The organism is Streptomyces ochraceiscleroticus (genome assembly GCF_000720485.1).
GTDB lineage: Bacteria > Actinomycetota > Actinomycetes > Streptomycetales > Streptomycetaceae > Streptomyces > Streptomyces ochraceiscleroticus.
Genome location: NZ_JOAX01000021.1, coordinates 29,742 through 43,524, shown reverse-complemented (window position 1 = coordinate 43,524; position 13,783 = coordinate 29,742). Strand labels below are relative to the sequence as shown.

At 71.1% G+C, this 13,783-nt stretch carries 14 protein-coding genes; 13 read left to right on the top strand and 1 reads right to left on the bottom strand.

The features are described from left to right. Positions 1-11: 11 nt before the first annotated feature. Positions 12-875 (bottom strand): 3-hydroxybutyryl-CoA dehydrogenase, encoded by an 864-nt coding sequence (locus IG84_RS0124770; RefSeq protein WP_031061414.1) that lies wholly within the window; start codon positions 873-875, stop codon positions 12-14. Between the two features lie 212 nt (positions 876-1,087). Here IG84_RS0124770 and IG84_RS0124765 point away from each other — a divergent pair, with 212 nt between their 5' ends. The 13 genes from IG84_RS0124765 (at position 1,088) to IG84_RS0124705 (ending at position 13,731) form a co-directional block, all read left to right on the top strand. Then, positions 1,088-2,128, top strand: a complete 1,041-nt coding sequence (locus tag IG84_RS0124765; protein ID WP_211266513.1) for an alcohol dehydrogenase catalytic domain-containing protein — start codon at positions 1,088-1,090, stop codon at positions 2,126-2,128. A gap of 101 nt (positions 2,129-2,229) precedes the next feature. After that, positions 2,230-3,018, top strand: coding sequence for an enoyl-CoA hydratase/isomerase family protein (locus tag IG84_RS0124760; protein WP_031061409.1), 789 nt, complete (start codon positions 2,230-2,232; stop codon positions 3,016-3,018). Positions 3,019-3,023: 5 nt separating this feature from the next. Then, positions 3,024-3,422, top strand: a complete 399-nt coding sequence (locus IG84_RS0124755; RefSeq protein ID WP_031061406.1) for a Zn-ribbon domain-containing OB-fold protein — start codon at positions 3,024-3,026, stop codon at positions 3,420-3,422. Then, positions 3,419-4,564 carry a thiolase family protein gene (locus IG84_RS0124750; protein WP_031061404.1) on the top strand — a complete coding sequence of 382 codons (1,146 nt, stop codon included), beginning with the start codon at positions 3,419-3,421 and terminating at the stop codon, positions 4,562-4,564. Before IG84_RS0124755 ends, IG84_RS0124750 begins: the two co-directional genes overlap by 4 nt. Before the next feature lie 34 nt (positions 4,565-4,598). Next, entirely contained in the window at positions 4,599-5,804 is a 1,206-nt protein-coding gene (locus IG84_RS0124745; protein WP_245659575.1) for an acyl-CoA dehydrogenase family protein, read from the top strand. Continuing rightward, positions 5,801-6,760, top strand: a complete 960-nt coding sequence (locus IG84_RS0124740) for a phosphotransferase family protein (RefSeq protein WP_031061400.1) — start codon at positions 5,801-5,803, stop codon at positions 6,758-6,760. Before IG84_RS0124745 ends, IG84_RS0124740 begins: the two co-directional genes overlap by 4 nt. 31 nt (positions 6,761-6,791) lie before the next feature. Continuing rightward, positions 6,792-8,039 (top strand): acyl-CoA dehydrogenase family protein, encoded by a 1,248-nt coding sequence (locus tag IG84_RS0124735; RefSeq protein WP_031061398.1) that lies wholly within the window; start codon positions 6,792-6,794, stop codon positions 8,037-8,039. Next, a complete protein-coding gene (locus IG84_RS0124730; RefSeq protein WP_031061396.1) occupies positions 8,036-8,833 on the top strand; it encodes an SDR family oxidoreductase in 798 nt (265 codons plus the stop codon). Before IG84_RS0124735 ends, IG84_RS0124730 begins: the two co-directional genes overlap by 4 nt. Further along, positions 8,830-9,606 (top strand): SDR family NAD(P)-dependent oxidoreductase, encoded by a 777-nt coding sequence (locus IG84_RS0124725; RefSeq protein ID WP_031061393.1) that lies wholly within the window; start codon positions 8,830-8,832, stop codon positions 9,604-9,606. Before IG84_RS0124730 ends, IG84_RS0124725 begins: the two co-directional genes overlap by 4 nt. Next, positions 9,603-10,397, top strand: coding sequence for an enoyl-CoA hydratase/isomerase family protein (locus IG84_RS0124720; RefSeq protein ID WP_382467476.1), 795 nt, complete (start codon positions 9,603-9,605; stop codon positions 10,395-10,397). Before IG84_RS0124725 ends, IG84_RS0124720 begins: the two co-directional genes overlap by 4 nt. A 34-nt stretch (positions 10,398-10,431) precedes the next feature. Next, complete coding sequence (locus IG84_RS0124715) at positions 10,432-11,580, top strand: acetyl-CoA C-acetyltransferase (RefSeq protein WP_031061387.1); 1,149 nt, start codon at positions 10,432-10,434, stop codon at positions 11,578-11,580. A gap of 127 nt (positions 11,581-11,707) precedes the next feature. Next, positions 11,708-12,328, top strand: a complete 621-nt coding sequence (locus IG84_RS0124710; RefSeq protein WP_031061384.1) for a TetR/AcrR family transcriptional regulator — start codon at positions 11,708-11,710, stop codon at positions 12,326-12,328. Between the two features lie 209 nt (positions 12,329-12,537). After that, positions 12,538-13,731 carry an ABC transporter substrate-binding protein gene (locus tag IG84_RS0124705; protein ID WP_031061382.1) on the top strand — a complete coding sequence of 398 codons (1,194 nt, stop codon included), beginning with the start codon at positions 12,538-12,540 and terminating at the stop codon, positions 13,729-13,731. The last annotated feature ends 52 nt before the right edge of the window (positions 13,732-13,783 follow it).

The following is a 13,783-nucleotide window of genomic DNA, read 5'->3' as shown; positions in this document are numbered from 1 at the left end:
CATCCCCTCCCTCAGGCGTCGTACGTGTAGAACCCGCGCCCGCTCTTGCGCCCCAACTGCCCTGCCGCGACCATCCGTTGCAGCAGCGGGGGAGCGGCGTACAGCGGCTCCTTGAACTCCTCGTACATCGACTCGGCGACGGCCTGCGCCGTGTCCAGGCCGATCAGGTCGAGCAGCCGCAGCGGCCCCATCGGGTGGGCGCAGCCCAGTTCCATGCCGCTGTCGATGTCCTGCGCGCTCGCCATCCCCGACTCGACCATGCGGATCGCGGCCAGCAGATACGGCACGAGCAGCGCGTTGACCACGAAGCCCGAGCGGTCGGGCGCCTGGACGACCTCCTTGCCGAGCCCCTCGGCGGCGAACGCGCGGGCGCGGGCCAGGGCCTCGGCGCCGGTGGTGAGCGCGGGGATCACCTCGACGAGCCGCTGTACGGGGACGGGGTTGAAGAAGTGCAGGCCGACCACCTGGGAGGGCCGGCCGGTGGCGACGGCGAGGTCGACGACCGGGATCGAGGAGGTGTTGGTGGTGAGCACGGCGGCCGGGTCGGTGACCACCTTGTCGAGCCGGCGGAACAGCTCCAGCTTCACCTCCCGGTTCTCGGCCACGGCCTCGATGACGAACTGCCGGTCCGCGAGCTCCTCCAGGTCGTGCGTGAAGGAGAGCCGGGCCAGAGCCTGGTCGCGGTCGGCGGCGGTGAGCTTGCCGCGCCGCAGACCGCGGTCGAGGGACGCGGTGATCCGGCCGCGGCCGGCGGCCGCCAGTTCGGGTGTCGACTCGGCGACGGTGACATCGAGGCCGCGCAGCGCGGCGACCTCGGCGATGCCGGAGCCCATCAGGCCGCAGCCGACGACACCGAGACGGGAAATATCGGACATGAAGGTCCTCTCGTTGCTGCTCAGGAGATGGAAAGTCGGATGGGCCTGCCGGATCCTCATACTGAACCGAAGTAGGTGAAGGACTCAAGGGATTCTATTGAAGTCGGTTCAGTTCGATGGGAGTCTCGGGGCGTCTGGAAGGTCCGGGCGCAAGGTCCGGACGGAACAGCCGAACCCCGGGAGGAACCGTGCTCGCCGCCAGGTTGTACGGAGTGAAGGATCTGCGGATCGAGGACATGCCCGAACCCGAGCCGGGCCCGGGCGAGGTGAAGATCCGCGTGGCGTACGCGGGCATCTGCGGCACCGATGTGCACGAGTACTTCGAAGCGCCGCGCGCCACCCATGTGCCCAACCCGCTGACCGGCGCCACGCTGCCGCAGACGCTGGGGCACGAGTTCGCGGGAACGGTCGTGGGTCGCGGTGCAGGGGTCGACCGGGTGGCGGTGGACGACCGGGTCTGTGTACGCCCGATCCGCACCTGCGGCCAGTGCCCGCGATGCACCTCCGGCCTGTCGCATCTGTGCAGCCGGCTCGCGGCGATCGGGGTGACCTCCCCGGGTGGCGGCCTCGCCGAGTACGTGGTGGTGCCGGCCGGCGCCGTGCACCGCCTGCCCGAGGGGCTGCCGCTGGAACAGGGTGCGCTCGTCGAGCCCATGGCGGTCGGGCTGAACGCGGTGGAGCGGGCCGGAGTCGGGGCCGGCGGGAGTGCGCTGGTCACCGGCGCGGGCGCGGTGGGCATGGGTGCGCTGTTCGCGCTCAAGGCGCACGGCGTCGAGGACGTGACCGTGGTCGAGCCCTCGCCGTCGCGCCGCGCGGCGGCCGAGCGGCACGGCGCCCGGGTGCTCGACCCCGGCGCGGCCGACGTGGCCGAGGAGGTGCTGCGCCGTACCGGTGGCAGGGGAGTGGACGCCGCGATCGAGTGCTCCGGGCGGCCCGACGTGCTGGACGCCGCACTCCGTTCGGTGGCCGCCCGTGCACCCGTCGTCCTGGTCGCCCTGTACCCGGGCCCGGTCGCCCTCGACACCTCGGTCCTGCGGCTGGCCGAACTCGCCCTGCTCGGTGCCGAGGCGTATCCCGACGGCGTCTTCGAGCGGGTCATCGGCCACATGTCCGACGGGCGGTATCCGACGGACGGCTGGCTCGATCACATCCCGCTCACCGAGACGGTCGCGGGGCTGCACGACGTGCGGGACGGGCGGCGGCTCAAGGTGCTCGTCGACGTTGGGGCGAGCGACGTGCTGCTGCATTCCTGAATCAGGTTCAGTTGGAGGGTTGACAGTGGGTCGGCAACTCTCCAAACTCGTAGTGAATTCAGTTCAGTTTCGGAAGTTCGGCAGAACCGGAGGGTTCAGAGATGGCAGTGGAAGACGAGATCCAGTTCGAGCGTGACGGCCACGTCGCCCGCGTCTGGCTCAACCGCCCCTGGAAGAAGAACTGCGTCACCGTGCCGATCCTGGACCGGCTCGACGAGATCATCACCGAGGTCGACGCGGACCCCGAGCTCCGTGTCCTGGTCATCCGTGGCCGCGGCAACACCTTCTGCTCAGGCTTCGACCTCGACAGTCTGAAGGCGGACTTCGTCGGCAAGTCCAACGCCATCGACGTCGCGGTCAAGTCCGCGAAGGTCTGCGACCGCCTCTACTCGATGAAGACCCCCTCGGTCGCCGTCCTGGAGGGCTACGTCACCGCGGGCGGCTTCGAGATCATGATCTCCTGCGACTTCGCGATCGCCGCCGACGACGCCAAGATCGGCGACTTCCACATCAACCGCTCGCTGTTCGGCGGCGCGGGCCCGATCTACCGCGTCCCGCGCATGATCGGCATCCGCAAGACCAAGGAGCTGATGCTCACGGGCAAGCTGCTCTCGGGCGTCGAGGCCGCCGAGTTCGACCTCATCAACAAGTCCGCTCCCGCGGAGAAGCTGGACGAGACGGTCGAGGAGTTCATCAGTCACCTCACCGACAAGAGCCCGTTCACGATGTGGCTCACCAAGATGACCATCGACCGCAGCCTGGACGCCGACACCCAGTCGCTGATGGTCATGGAGCACCTCGCCGTGGGTGTGGCGCTCAACTCCGACGACGCCGCCGAAGGTGTGTCGGCCTTCCTGGAGAAGCGCGAGCCGAAGTGGACGGGGCGCTGACCGCGATGACCACGCCTCCGCGGAGTCCGGCCGCCGGGCTCCAGGGCGCACGCTGCTCCGGCTGCTCGGTGGCCCTCTACCCCGCGGACGTCACCTGCCCGCGCTGTGGAGGGGCGGCCCAGCCGCTGGCCCTCCACGGCGAGGGCACGCTGTGGACCTGGACCGTGCAGCGCTATGCGCCCAAGTCGCCCCCGTACCAGGAACCGCCCGGCGGCTTCCGCCCGTTTGCGCTCGGCTACGTCGAGCTGGTGGACGGCGTCCGAGTGGCGGCGGTCCTCGACGTCGACGACCTCGACGACGTACGGATCGGGATGCCGCTCACGGTGACCGCCGGGGACGGGGTGCCCAGGGCCAGGCCGAACGCCCCTACAGGGGCGAACAGTCCTAGAGAGGAGGGGCCGTGAGTACCGACGTCCTGGTCTGCGGCGCCGGCCGTACGCCCTTCGGCCGCTCCGAGGCGAGCGGCCGGCAGCTTGCCGTGAGCGCGGTGAACGCCGCGCTCGCCGACGCCGGTATCGAGTGGTCCCGGGTACGGGCGGCCTTCGGCGGCAGCGACAGCGCCGGGCTCGCCGACACGCTCGTCGCCCAACTCGGGCTGACCGGTCTGCCGTTCGTGAACGTCAAGAACGGGTGCGCGACCGGCGGCAGCGCACTCGTCTCCGCGGTCAACGCCATCCGCTCGGGCATGGCCGACGTCGTCCTCGCCGTCGGATTCGACAAGCACCCGCGTGGCGCCTTCGACCCGCGCCCCGAGGACTGGGGCCTGGGCGCGGAGTACGGCAGCGACGGGCTGATGGTCACCACCCAGTTCTTCGGCATGAAGATCCAGCGCTATATGCACGACCACGGGATCACACCGCTGACCCTCGCGCGTGTCGCCGAGAAGGCGTACCGGAACGGCGAGCTGACGCCCGAGGCGTGGCGGCGCAAGCCGGTGTCCGCCGGGGAGATCCTGGACTCGGGCATGGTCAGTGACCCGCTCACCCGCTTCATGTTCTGCTCTCCGGGGGCGGGCGCCGCGGCTCTCGTCCTCTGCTCGCCCGATGTCGCCCGCACCCTGGACGGCCCGTCGGTGACGCTGCGTTCGGCGGCCGTACGCACCCGCCGCTACGGCTCGTTCGAAGTGTTCAGCCCGTCGATCCCCGGCGGGGAGCTGACGAGCGTGAGCCGCGACGCGTCCGCCGCCGCCTTCGAAGAAGCGGGCATCGGCCCCGGCGACATCGACCTCTGCCAGCTCCAGGACACCGAGAGCGGCGCCGAGGTCATGCACATGGCCGAGTGCGGCTTCTGCGAGGACGGTGAGCAGGAGCGGCTCATCGCCGCCGGCGCCACGGAGATCGGCGGCGCGCTCCCCGTCAATACCGACGGCGGGTGCATCGCCAACGGCGAGCCCATCGGCGCCTCCGGCCTGCGCCAGGTCTACGAGGTGGTGCAGCAACTGCGCGGCCGGGCCGGCGAGCACCAGGTCCCCGGCGAGCCCAGGGTCGGCTTCACCCACGTGTACGGCGCCCCGGGCGTGAGCGCCTGCACGGTCCTGTCCCGCTGAACGAAGGAGGTGTCCCGGCCCTATGAAGAGCCCCGTGAACAGTGGTGTTCCGGAACCGGAGGAGTTCCGTGCGCAGGCCCGGCGGTGGCTCGCCACGGTCGCCCGGCCGCGGGCCGCCGAAGGGGAGTGGGGCAGCGGCTCCGATTCCGTCGCCGTGTTCGAGAACTGGACCGAGGACGAGGAGCGCGCCCACACCGCCCGCACCCAGGAATGGGAGCGCACCCGCTACGACCAGGGCTGGGGCGCCCTCACCTGGCAGCAGGAGCTCGGCGGACGCGGCCTGCCCGCCTCCTACGAACAGCTCTACCGCACCGAAGAGGCAGCCTTCGACGTCCCCCAGCGCACCGAGATCTTCCCCGTGACCCAGGCGCTCGTCGCCCCCGCGATCGGCATCTGGGGCACCGAGGAGCAGAAGGCCCGCTGGCTGCCTCCCATGCTGCGTACCGACGAACTGGCCTGTCAGCTCTTCTCGGAGACCGAGGCGGGCTCCGACCTCGCGGCGGTGCGCACCCGTGCGGTGCGCGACGGCGAGAACTGGGTGCTGACCGGGCACAAGGTGTGGACCTCCGGCGCCCGCGTCGCCACCTGGGGCGTCGCCGTCTGCCGCACCGACCCGGATGCGCGCAAGCACGCGGGCATCACCGTATTCCTGGTGCGCATGGACGCCCCGGGCGTGACGATCCGCCCCATCCAGCAGATGACCGGCGGCGCCAGCTTCAACGAGGTCTACCTCGACGGCGTCGTCGTCCCCGACTCCGACCGGCTCGGCCCGGTCGGCGCGGGCTGGAAGGTCACGCTCAGCGTGCTCGCCTCCGAACGCCTGGACTCCGGCAACCTCGGGCTCGACAACGCCGACCGGGCCGTCGAGCTGGCCGGCCATCTGCCCCGGCCGCTCACCGGCGGTGAACAGCGCCAGGCCGCCGACCTCTACGTCCGCGCCCTCGTCCAGCGGCTCATCGGACTCCGGGTCACCGGCGCCCTCGTCGCGGGACGCGAACCCGGCGCGGAAGCCTCGGTCGGCAAGCTGTACGCCACCGAGACCATGCGCCGCACCAGCGACCTCGTCTCCGAGCTCCTCGGCCCGCTCCTCGTCGCGGACACCGGCGAGTGGGGCACCTACGCCTGGACCGAACACGTCCTCGGCGCGCCCGGCTACAGCATCGCGGGCGGCACCGACGAGATCCAGCACAACATCCTCGCCGAGCGGGTGCTCGGCCTGCCCAGGGAGCCCGTCCGATGAGCACGGCGATACAGATGACAGCGCTGGCGGAGCGAGTACGCAAACGACTCGGTGTGGCCGAAGGGGAGTTGAGGACGCTCCCTGGTGGTCACTCGGGGCTGACGTACTCGATCGACGCGGGCGGCGCACGGTACGTCGTCAAGGCGGTGCCGCCGGGGCAGCGGCCCGTCGGGCGCAATGACGTACTGCGCCAGGCCCGGGTCCTCGCCGCGCTCGCCGGATCACCGGTGCCCGTGCCGGGCGTCGTCGCGGTCGACGACGAGGAGCCTGGCTGGTTCGCCATGGAGTTCGCGTCCGGCGAGGCGGTCGAGCCGGTCCTCGACGAGCCCGGGATCTCCGTCATGACCGCGCGAGCCCGCATGACCGCGATCGCCCACGTGCTGCGCCGGCTGCACGCCACCGACACCCGCGCGCCCGGCCTCGACGCGCCCGACCCACTCGACGTGGCCGGTGAGCTGGAGCGCTGGAGTCGCACGATGCGCGCCGTGCCGGAGGAACTCCGGCCAGAAGCCGGTGAGTTGATGGCGCGCCTTGCCGATGAAGTGCCGGACGGCCTGCCTCCCGTACTCCTGCACGGCGACTTCCGGCTGGGCAACGTCCTGTGTGTCGGCGCGCGGCCTTCCGCCGTCGTCGACTGGGAGATCTGGAGCGTCGGCGACCCGCGCATCGACCTCGGCTGGTTTCTGCTCTTCGCCGACCACCACAACTTCCCGCAGCTCGGCCGCGCCGTCCCCGGCCTGCCCACCGAGGCCGAACTCCTCGATGCCTATCGCGACGGCGGCCCCGCCCTGCCCGCCATGGACTGGTTCCGCGCCCTGGGGCGCATGAAGATGGCCGCGATCATGGGGCACAACCTGCGCCGCCACCGCGAGGGCAAGCATCACGACCCGGATCAGGAGCGGCTGCCGCCCACCATCGCGGCGATGATCCGCACGGCGCGCGACATCCTCGGCTGACCATTCCGACCACCTGAGAACAGGAGTAACCGTGGACTTCGGACTCTCGCCGCGAGCGAGTGAACTCCAAGGCCGCATACGGTCGTTCATGGAGGAGTACGTCGTCCCGGCGGAGGCCGCGTACGACCGGCAGATCGCCGAGGCCGACGACCCGCACGCGCAACCGCCGGTGATGATCGAACTTCAGGAGAAGGCCCGCGCCGAGGGCCTGTGGAACCTTTTCATGGCGCACGGCGAGTGGGGCGCGGGGCTCACCAACCTCGACTACGCGCCGCTCGCCGAGCTCATGGGCCGCTCCATCATCGGCAACGAGGTGTTCAACTGCTCGGCGCCCGACACCGGCAACATGGAGCTGCTTGCCCTCTACGGCACCCCTGAGCAGCAGGAGCGCTGGCTGAAGCCGCTTCTCGCGGCGGAGATCCGGTCCTGCTTCGCGATGACCGAGCCCGAGGTCGCCAGCTCCGACGCCCGTAACATCCGGACCCTCATCACCCGTGACGGCGACAGCTACGTCGTCAACGGCCGCAAGTGGTACACCTCCGGGATCCTCGACCCCGACTGCAAGCTGATCATCCTGATGGGGAAGACCGACCCGGGCGCGCCCGCCTACCGGCAGCAGAGCATGCTGCTGATCCCACGCGACACCCCGGGCGTCACCGTCGTCCGCGACCTGCCGATGTTCGGCTACACCGACCGTTGCGGGCACGGCGAGGTGCTGTTCGAGAACGTGCGCGTACCCGCCGAGAACATCCTCGTCGGCGAGGGGGAGGGCTTCGCGCTCGCCCAGGGGCGGCTCGGACCGGGCCGGATGCACTACGCGATGCGCGCCGTCGGATTCGCCGAGCGTGCCCTGCAGTTGATGTGCGAACGGGTCACCGCGAGGCAGGCGTTCGGCGGTCCGCTCGCCGACCGAGGTGTCGTACGGGAATGGGTCGCGCGCAGCCGCATCGAGATCGAGCAGCTCCGACTCCTCGTCCTGAAGTCGGCCTGGCTGATGGACACCGTCGGCAACGCCGCCGCCCGCATGGAAGTCGCCGCGATCAAGGTGGCGGCCCTGGATGTCGCCCACAAGGTCGTCGACCGCGCGGTGCAGGCGCACGGCGCGGCGGGCGTCAGCGACGACACCGTCCTGGCCCGGCTCTACGCCATCACGCGGGCGCTGCGCATCGCCGACGGCCCCGACGAAGTGCACTTGCGCACCGTCGCCCGCCAGGAACTCGCCCCGTACAAGCAGAAGTTGCAGGAGAAGAACGACAAGAAGGCAGGTGCGGCAGCATGAGCGCCGACGCGACCAGGACCCCGGCCCCTGTCCTCGACGGCAGGGTCGCCGTCATCACCGGCGGCTCCCGCGGCATCGGCCTCGGCATCGCCACCGCCTACCGGGCGGCCGGCGCGCACGTCGTGATCGCCGCGCGCAAGCCCGCGGGACTCGCCGAGGCGCGCGAGGAACTGCTCCGCGTCAAGGGCGACGGCGACGTCCACACGGTCGTCGCCAACGCCGGCGAACCCGACCAGGCCGAGGCATGCGTCGACGAGACCATGGCGCGCTTCGGCCGCCTCGACATCCTCGTCAACAACGCGGCGACCAACCCGTACAACGGCGACCTGCTCGACCTGGACCTGCCGCGCGCGGAGAAGACCGTCCGCGTCAACCAGTACGGGATGATCGCCTGGACGCGCTGCGCCTGGCGGGCCTGGATGGCCGAGCACGGGGGAGCGGTCGTCAACATCGCCTCCGTCGGCGGCCTCATCGTGGACCCGCACATCGGCTACTACAACGCCACCAAGGCCGCCATGCTCCACATGACGCGGCAGCTCGCCTACGAACTCGGGCCGCGGGCCCGCGTCAACGCCATCGCTCCCGGGCTCATCAAGACCGAACTGGCCCGCGCCGTATGGGAAGTCCGCGAACCCGTCCTCACCGCCAAGCTGCCGATGCGCCGCCTCGGCACGGTCGAGGACGTCGCGCACGCCGCCCTCTTCCTGGCCTCGGACGCCTCCTCCTGGATGACAGGACAGACCCTCGTCCTCGACGGCGGCGCGACCGCCCTGCCGATCGGGGTGGAGGAATGAGCGCGCCCCGCCCGGTGGCCGAGCTCTTCTCCCTGGAGGGCAGGACGGCGATCGTCACCGGCGCCTCCGCGGGCCTCGGCGCGCGCTTCACGTCCGTCCTCGCGCAGGCCGGCGCGACGGTCTTCGCCGCCGCGCGCCGCATCGACCGGCTGAAGGACCTCGCCGACTCCCACGCGCGCATCCACCCGGTGGCGTGCGACGTCTCGCAGGAGGCCGATCGGCTGCGCCTCACGGACACCGCGCTCGCTGCCACCGGCCGCATCGACATCCTGGTCAACAACGCGGCCACGTCGGGCGAGACGCGCGCCGAGGACGAAACGCCGGAGGACTTCGCCGACGTCCTCGGGGTGAACCTCGTCGCGCCCTTCCACCTCGCCCGGCTCGTCGCCGAGTCCCCTGACGCCGGAGGCACCGGCAAGAGCGTCATCAACGTCTCCTCCATCCTCGGCCTGGTCTCCGCCGCCCCGCTCGGCGGCGCGAGCTACTCGGCGTCCAAGGCCGGACTGATCGGTCTGACCAGGGAACTGGCCGGGCAATGGGGAGGTGCCGGGGTGCGGGTGAACGCCCTCGCTCCCGGCTGGTTCCGCACCGAGATGACCGCCGAGCTGTTCGGTGACGAGCGCTCGCGACGCTGGGTCGAGCGCAACACGCTGCTGCGACGCGGCGGCGACGGCCACGAGCTCGACGGCGCACTGCTCTACCTCGCCTCGGACGCCTCCACGTACTGCACCGGACAGGTCCTGACCGTCGACGGCGGATGGACGGCGCGATGACGGCCGTACGTACCGAGATCGACGCGGGCGGCCTGGCGCGGGTGACCCTGTGCCGGGGCGAGGCGGGCAACGCCATCGGCCTGGAGACGGCCCGCGGGCTCCTCGACGCCGCCCGCGCGTGCGAGCGCGGCGCCGTACGGGCCGTGCTGCTCACCGGCGCGGGCACGGCCTTCTGCGTCGGCGGTGACCTGCGCGAATTCGCCCGGCTCGAAGGCGAGGCGCTGCACAAGCACCTCATCGCGGTCACCGACGCGCTGCACGAGGCCCTGTGCGTCTTCGCGGCGCTCGACGCGCCCATGGTGGCCGCCGTCCAGGGAGCCGTGGCGGGTGCGGGCATCGGGCTCGCGGCCGCCGCCGATGTGACGCTCGCCGCCGACACCGCCGCTTTCACCGCCGCGTACACCGGCATCGGCTACTCACCCGACGCGGGAGTCAGCCGGTCTCTGCCCCGCCTCGTCGGCCCCAAGCGGGCCCTGGACCTGCTCCTCACCAACCGGCGCGTACCGGCGGCCGAGGCCGCGGCGATCGGACTGGTCAGCCGCGTCGTCCCCGCCGCAGAGCTGTCGGACGAGGCGGAGCGCACCGCCGAAGCCCTGCGCCGGGGGCCGACCGGCGCCTTCGGCGCCACCCGCCGGCTCGTCGCCGCCGGGCAGAGTGCCGACCTGGCCGCGCACCTGGACCGTGAGGCCCGCGCGCTCGCCGCCGCGGCCGCGTCCGACGAAGGCCGTGAGGGCGTCGCCGCCTTCCTCGGTAAGCGGGCGCCCGAGTTCACCCGCATCCCCCGCGCCTGAAGTCCCCTTACTTCACCACCTCTTGGAGCCTCCCATGACGGAAGCCTTCATCGTCGGAGCCGTCCGTACCCCGGTCGGCCGCCGCAAAGGCACGCTTCAAGGCGTGCACCCCGCCGATCTCGGCGCCCATGTGCTGCGCGCCCTGCTGGAGCGAGCGGGCGTGGACCCGGGCGCGGTCGACGACGTGTACTTCGGGTGCGTCGGCCAGATCGGCGCCCAGACCGGGAACGTGGCCCGCACCGCATGGCTGTCCGCGGGCCTGCCGCAGCACGTCCCCGGCACCACCATCGACCGGCAGTGCGGCTCCTCCCAGCAGGCCGTGCACTTCGCCGCGCAGGCCGTCGGCTCCGGCGCCGCCGATCTCGTGGTCGCGGGCGGCGTGGAAGTGATGAGCCTCGTGCCGATCGCGAGCCCGATGCTCGTCGGTGAGCAGGCCGGTCTCGGCAGCCCCTACGCGGGCGACGGCTGGCGCGAGCACTTCGGGGACCAGGAGGTCTCGCAGTTCCGCGGCGCTGAGCTGATCGCCGAGAAGTGGGGCGTCTCGCGCGAGGAGATGGAACGGTACGCGCTCACCAGCCACCGTCGGGCCCTCGCCGCCCAGGCCGACGGCGTCTTCGACGACGAGATCGTGCCGTCCTTCGGGCTCACGGTGGACGAGGGCCCGCGCGCCGACACCACGCTGGAGAAGATGGCGGGCCTGAAGCCGCTCACCGAGGACGGACGGCTCACCGCCGCCGTCTCCAGCCAGATCTCCGACGGCGCGGCCGCACTCCTGATCGCTTCGGAGGAAGCCGTACGCCGCCACGGACTGACTCCGCTCGCCCGCGTCCACACCATGGCCGTCGTCGGGTCCGACCCGATCCACATGCTGACCGGCCCGATCCCCGCCACCGAGAAGGTCCTCGACAAGGCGGGCCTGACCATCGGCGACATCGACCTGGTCGAGATCAACGAGGCGTTCGCCTCCGTCGTCCTGGCCTGGCAGCGGGAGATCGGCGCCGACCCGAAGCGGGTCAACGCCTTCGGCGGCGCGATCGCGCTCGGCCACCCGCTCGGCGCCACCGGCGCGCGCCTGATGACCACACTCGTTCACCAGCTTCACCGGACCGGTGGGCGCTACGGTCTGCAGACGATGTGCGAAGGCGGCGGCATGGCCAACGCGACCGTGATCGAGACGCTCTGAGCCGACGGTGCGGTCGCCGGGGTGTCCGACCGATTGGCAACTGAGTTCAGCTTGGGTCTACCCTCGGTGGGCAGGCGTCGGGTGACGGTGCTGGACGGCAGCGCCGGGTAAGGACCAGGGTGGAGTCATGACGAGGATCGTTGAGCCGGAGGCGGGACCGCGGTCCAAGCGTGCGGCCATCCTCACGGCCGCGGTGGACTGCTTCGGCGAGGCCGGCTTCGACGCCACGAAGTGGTCGACCGTGGCCGAGCGGGTCGGTATCGGACAGACGGCCCTCTACCACTACTTCGAGTCGAAGACCCACTGCCTGCTGACCATCATGCGGCTCGAACTGGAGCGCTCACACGACCGGTTCGTCGAGGCCACCAAGGGAGCGGAGGACCCCGTCGAGGCGCTGCGGGCCGCGGTCCGGGCGGCGTACGACGTCTCCCCGCAGGAAGTACTGCAGATGCGCATCCTGCAGAACCACATGGACCTGCTGTCCGGCACGCGCCGGTCCAAGCGCGAGGAGGCCGAGCGCGTCGCGGCCCGCCAGCTCGTCCAGGTCGTCGAGCGCGACTGGACGAACCTGCTGGTGAAGGGCATGTCCCAGGGTGCCTTCCCGCTGCGGGACGCGCAGCTTCTCGGCAGCAGCGTGCTGGGTCTGATCGTCAGCGTGTGGCGCTGGTACCGCCCGTCGGGGCCCACGCCACTGGCCGAGATCAGCGAACTGATCGAGGGCGCGTGCGTGCGGATGGTCGCCACCTGACCCGCCCGGCCTGACCCGAGCCGGCGCGCCGGGCGTCATCGCGTACGCGCCTCACGGCCCCCTGACGGATGTCTTCCGTCAGGGGGCCGTTTCGTCGTCCGTGCCGTGCTGACAGGGAACGTCACCGACCATTGCCAGGCGTGTTTCCGCAGCATTAAGATCCCTCTGAACCAAACTGAACTGAACTCAGGTTGAGGTGAGGAGAGGGCATGCGACGGCTCAGGACGCGCGCGCTCATCGCCGCAAGCGTCGCGATGCTCGCCCTGGTGGCGAGTGCCTGCGGGACCGGTGACCCCGCGGCGGTGCGCGACGGCAAGGTCATCAGAATCGGTGCCTGGCACCCACTCACCGGAGCCCTCGCCTCCTTCGGCATTCCTGAACGGGCTGGGGCCGACGCGTACTTCAAGTACGTGAACGCGCACGGCGGGATCAACGGCCGCAAGATCGACTGGGTCGTCAAGGACAACGCCTCCGATCCGCAGCAGACGGTCCAGATCGCCCGCCGGCTCGTCGACCAGGACGGCGTCGCGGCGATCGTCGCGACGAACGGGACCGCCCAGACGCAGGCCACGTTCCCCTTCGTGCTGGAGCAGTCGAAGGTGCCGATCCTGAACACCCTCGGTGGCGACGCGTCGTGGTACAGCCCGTCCCGCGACGGACTGTACGGGCTGCAGACCCTGTACGAGGACCAGGCGGCCGCGCTGGGGAACTGGGTCGTGCGCGACGGAGCGAAGAAGGTCGTGGTCGTGCACAGCGACCCGGCCGCCTTCGTCAACGTGTCCAAGGAGGTCGGCCCGGCCGCCCGCAAGACCGACCCGGACGTCCGGGTGAAGCAGCTGAAGGTCAAGTTCGCGACCACGGACTACAGCCCGGTGATCAGCAAGGTGAAGGCGGAGAAGCCCGACGCCGTCGTGCTGATCCTCGCCGCCGCCGAGGCCGCGACCTACCTCAAGGAGGCCAAGCTGCAGGGGCTCCGCGTCCCCTCGTACGGCTATGCGCCCGTGGCGGCGCAGTCCACGCTGACGCTGGCGGGCAAGGCGGCCGAAGGGTTCAAGTCGGTGCAACTGGTCAAGTCGCCGCACGACGACGACCCCGCCGTCAAGGAGTTCCGCGCGGCGATGGCCAGGTACGAACCCAAGCAGCCGGCCGACTTCATCACCCTGTGGGGATGGGAGGCGGCCAAGGCATTCGTGGAGGTCGCGAAAACCATCGACGGGCCGGTCACCAGCGCGTCACTGACCCGGGCCTTCGAGAACGCGCGCCACGTCGACACCGGCGTGGGGCCGGTGCTCACCTTCTCCCCGCGAAACCACCTCGGCACCCGCGACGTACAGAAGGTCGTGGCCAGGAACGGGCGTTGGGTATCGCAGGGTGACTTCTTCACCCCGCCGAAACGGGACTGACCGACAGCGGCTGCCGCCGTCGGCAGCCCCATCCACCACTGAGAGGACCACC

Coding starts and splice junctions, on each gene's coding strand:
- IG84_RS0124740 (WP_031061400.1), top strand. CDS start 5,801: ATGAGCACGGCGATACAGATGACAGCGCTGGCGGAGCGAGTACGCAAA.
- IG84_RS0124720 (WP_382467476.1), top strand. CDS start 9,603: ATGACGGCCGTACGTACCGAGATCGACGCGGGCGGCCTGGCGCGGGTG.
- IG84_RS0124710 (WP_031061384.1), top strand. CDS start 11,708: ATGACGAGGATCGTTGAGCCGGAGGCGGGACCGCGGTCCAAGCGTGCG.
- IG84_RS0124770 (WP_031061414.1), bottom strand. CDS start 875: ATGTCCGATATTTCCCGTCTCGGTGTCGTCGGCTGCGGCCTGATGGGC.
- IG84_RS0124755 (WP_031061406.1), top strand. CDS start 3,024: ATGACCACGCCTCCGCGGAGTCCGGCCGCCGGGCTCCAGGGCGCACGC.
- IG84_RS0124725 (WP_031061393.1), top strand. CDS start 8,830: ATGAGCGCGCCCCGCCCGGTGGCCGAGCTCTTCTCCCTGGAGGGCAGG.
- IG84_RS0124715 (WP_031061387.1), top strand. CDS start 10,432: ATGACGGAAGCCTTCATCGTCGGAGCCGTCCGTACCCCGGTCGGCCGC.
- IG84_RS0124705 (WP_031061382.1), top strand. CDS start 12,538: ATGCGACGGCTCAGGACGCGCGCGCTCATCGCCGCAAGCGTCGCGATG.
- IG84_RS0124760 (WP_031061409.1), top strand. CDS start 2,230: ATGGCAGTGGAAGACGAGATCCAGTTCGAGCGTGACGGCCACGTCGCC.
- IG84_RS0124730 (WP_031061396.1), top strand. CDS start 8,036: ATGAGCGCCGACGCGACCAGGACCCCGGCCCCTGTCCTCGACGGCAGG.